The sequence below is a fragment of the Sphingomonas sp. genome, assembly GCF_048595155.1.
GTDB lineage: Bacteria > Pseudomonadota > Alphaproteobacteria > Sphingomonadales > Sphingomonadaceae > Sphingomonas_I.
Map to the genome: position 1 here is coordinate 1 of NZ_JBMDXN010000122.1, position 2,702 is coordinate 2,702.

A 2,702-nucleotide genomic window follows, 5' to 3' on the forward strand; every position below is an offset into this window, starting at 1 on the left:
GATGACGCACGAGAATCTGGCGACCGTGTCGGTCGGCGTGTCGCAGGAGGAAGCGCGCAAGCTGCTCCACCAGCGCCGGATCGAGAAGCTGCTGGTCGTGGACGAGGATTATCGCTGCGTCGGGCTGATCACCGTCAAGGATATCGAGAAGGCGGTCACCTATCCCACGGCCACCAAGGACGGCACCGGACGCTTGCGCGTCGCGGCGGCGACCACCGTCGGCGACAAGGGTTTTGCCCGCACGGAAGCGCTGGTGGATGCCGAGTGCGATCTGATCGTGATCGACACCGCGCATGGCCATAACAAGGATGTCGCCCGCGCGGTCGAGCGGGTGAAGCGACTGTCCAATTCCATCCAGATCATCGCCGGCAACGTGGCGACGGCGGAGGGCACGCGCGCCCTGATCGATGCCGGCGCGGACGGCATCAAGGTCGGCATCGGCCCCGGCTCGATCTGCACCACGCGTGTCGTCGCCGGCGTCGGCGTACCCCAGCTTACCGCCGTGATGGAATCGGCCGAAGAAGCGTGGAAGTCCAACGTTCCGGTCATTGCCGACGGCGGTCTGCGGACGTCGGGCGACGTCGCCAAGGCGCTGGCGGCCGGCGCGTCCACCGTCATGGTCGGATCGCTGCTGGCCGGCACGGATGAGGCACCCGGCGAAACCTTCCTGTATCAGGGCCGCGCCTTCAAATCCTATCGCGGCATGGGATCGGTCGGCGCGATGGCGCGCGGCTCGGCCGATCGCTATTTCCAGCAGGAAGTGCGCGATCAGTTGAAATTGGTGCCGGAAGGCATTGAGGGGCAGGTACCCTATAAGGGGCCGGCGAGGGACGTGATCCACCAGCTGGTGGGCGGCGTCAAAGCGGCAATGGGCTATACCGGCGCGGCCACGCTGGAAGAGCTGCGCGAAAAGGCACGGTTCGTTCGCATCACCAATGCCGGACTGCGCGAAAGCCATGTCCACGACGTCACGATCACCCGCGAAGCGCCGAATTATCCCTCACTGGGGTGATCCGATGCCGGCCCGCTTGCGGCCGGCGCCGGGGCAGGGCAGGCATGGGGCATGACCCCATCCGCCCGCCTTCAGGCCGCGATCGACATCGTCGATCAGGTGATCTTCGCTGCCAGTGCCGGGGGCGCCGCCGCCGACACGCTGATTGCGCGCTATTTCAAGGCGCGGCGTTATGCGGGATCGAAAGACCGGCGCGCGGTGCGCGAGCTTGCCTATGCGGCGATGCGCCGCGCCGGCGAGGTCCCGGCGAGCGGACGCGCGGCCTTGCTGGGGCTGGCGCAGGATCGCCCGGAGCTGCTGGATCTGTTCGACGGCGCGCCGCACTGCCCGGCGCCGATCACCGCCCAGGACGTGCCCGCTCCGGCGGGGATCGCGCCCGCCTGGTTGATCGATCAATTGCGCGCCACGCTGGATGCAGACGAACTGCCGGCATTACTGGCGCGGGCCCCGCTGGATCTTCGCGTCAACCGCCTGAAGGCCACGCGCGAAGAGATGATGGCCGCGCTGCCGGATGCCGTGGCCGGTTCCTTATCGCCCGACGCCCTGCGCCTGCCGGAAGGCACCAATGTCGAGGCGCTGCCGGCCTTCGCGGCAGGCAAGATCGAGATACAGGATGAGGGCAGCCAGCTGATCGCGGCCGCTTGCGGCGCCGCCGAAGGCATGGTCGTGGTGGATCTCTGCGCCGGTGCCGGCGGCAAGACCTTGGCCTTGGCCGCCGCCATGGACGGGCAGGGGCAATTGATCGCCTGCGATGTCGATCGACAACGCCTGTCGCGCCTGCCGCCGCGCGCCGAACGCGCCGGGGCCGACATGATTGAGCTCCGCCTGCTGAACGGCAGCCGGGAGCGGGAAGGGCTGTCGGATCTGAAGGGCCTGGCCGATGTCGTGCTGATCGACGCACCCTGTTCGGGGATGGGCACGTGGCGCCGCAATCCGGAATCGCGGTGGCGCCTGACCCCGCCACGGCTGGATCGATTGCGCGCGACCCAGGCCGACGTCCTGAAAATCGGCGCCGCGTTGGTGAAGCCGGGCGGCCGGCTGGTGTATGCGGTATGTTCGCTGCTGGATGGCGAGGGGCGCGATCAGATGGATCGCTTCCTGGGCGCGCATCCCGGCTGGGAGGTCCAGGATCCGCTCCGCGCCGGTCGCCCCCACGGCGCCGGCCGACGGCTCACGCCGGCGCATGACGGCACGGACGGCTTTTTCATCGCCGTCCTGCGCGCCCCATGCTAGATCCCCGGGCTTCCCGTTTTGTGGAGCTGTTGATGCGTTTTTCTCCCACCGCGATCGTTCTGGCGCTGAGCCTTGCCACGGTGTCGTCCACCAGCCTTGGCCAGCGCCGCGATGACCAGATCGATCCGCGCAGCCTGGCCTTGCTCGCCCAGGGCGAAAAGCTGCGTCTGGCCGGCAATCTGGCGGGCGCGGGGGACTTGCTGGAAAGCGCGTTGGCGGTCGATCCACGCAATCGCGGCGCCTATATCGCCTTGGCGCGCGTGGCGCAGGGGCAGGGCCTGTCCGGCAAGGCCGTCCGCTTCTATCGCGATGCACTGACGCTCGACCCCAATGATACGGCTGCCTTGGCCGGGCAGGGCTTGGGCGGCTCGGTGGCGCTCCTGACCGATGGGCGGTTCAGCGGCGCGACACGCGGCTTGATGCTCGGCCATGTCGCACCTGAGGCGATGGTGGGCGG

General features: G+C 68.6%; 3 protein-coding genes. All 3 read left to right on the forward strand.

All coding sequences use genetic code 11. The features are described from left to right. The coding region (gene guaB, locus ACOJSI_RS19430) for an IMP dehydrogenase (protein ID WP_420139971.1) at positions 1-1,012 on the forward strand (1,012 nt) is incomplete at its 5' end. A 51-nt stretch (positions 1,013-1,063) separates the two neighbouring features. Next, positions 1,064-2,245 carry an RsmB/NOP family class I SAM-dependent RNA methyltransferase gene (locus ACOJSI_RS19435; protein WP_420139972.1) on the forward strand — a complete coding sequence of 394 codons (1,182 nt, stop codon included), beginning with the start codon at positions 1,064-1,066 and terminating at the stop codon, positions 2,243-2,245. Positions 2,246-2,277: 32 nt separating this feature from the next. After that, on the forward strand, positions 2,278-2,702 hold a 425-nt coding region (locus ACOJSI_RS19440), incomplete at its 3' end, for a dihydroxy-acid dehydratase (RefSeq protein ID WP_420139973.1).

Bases quoted from the DNA above. Each gene is read 5' to 3' on its own strand.
- ACOJSI_RS19435 (WP_420139972.1), top strand. From the start codon at position 1,064: ATGACCCCATCCGCCCGCCTTCAGGCCGCGATCGACATCGTCGATCAG.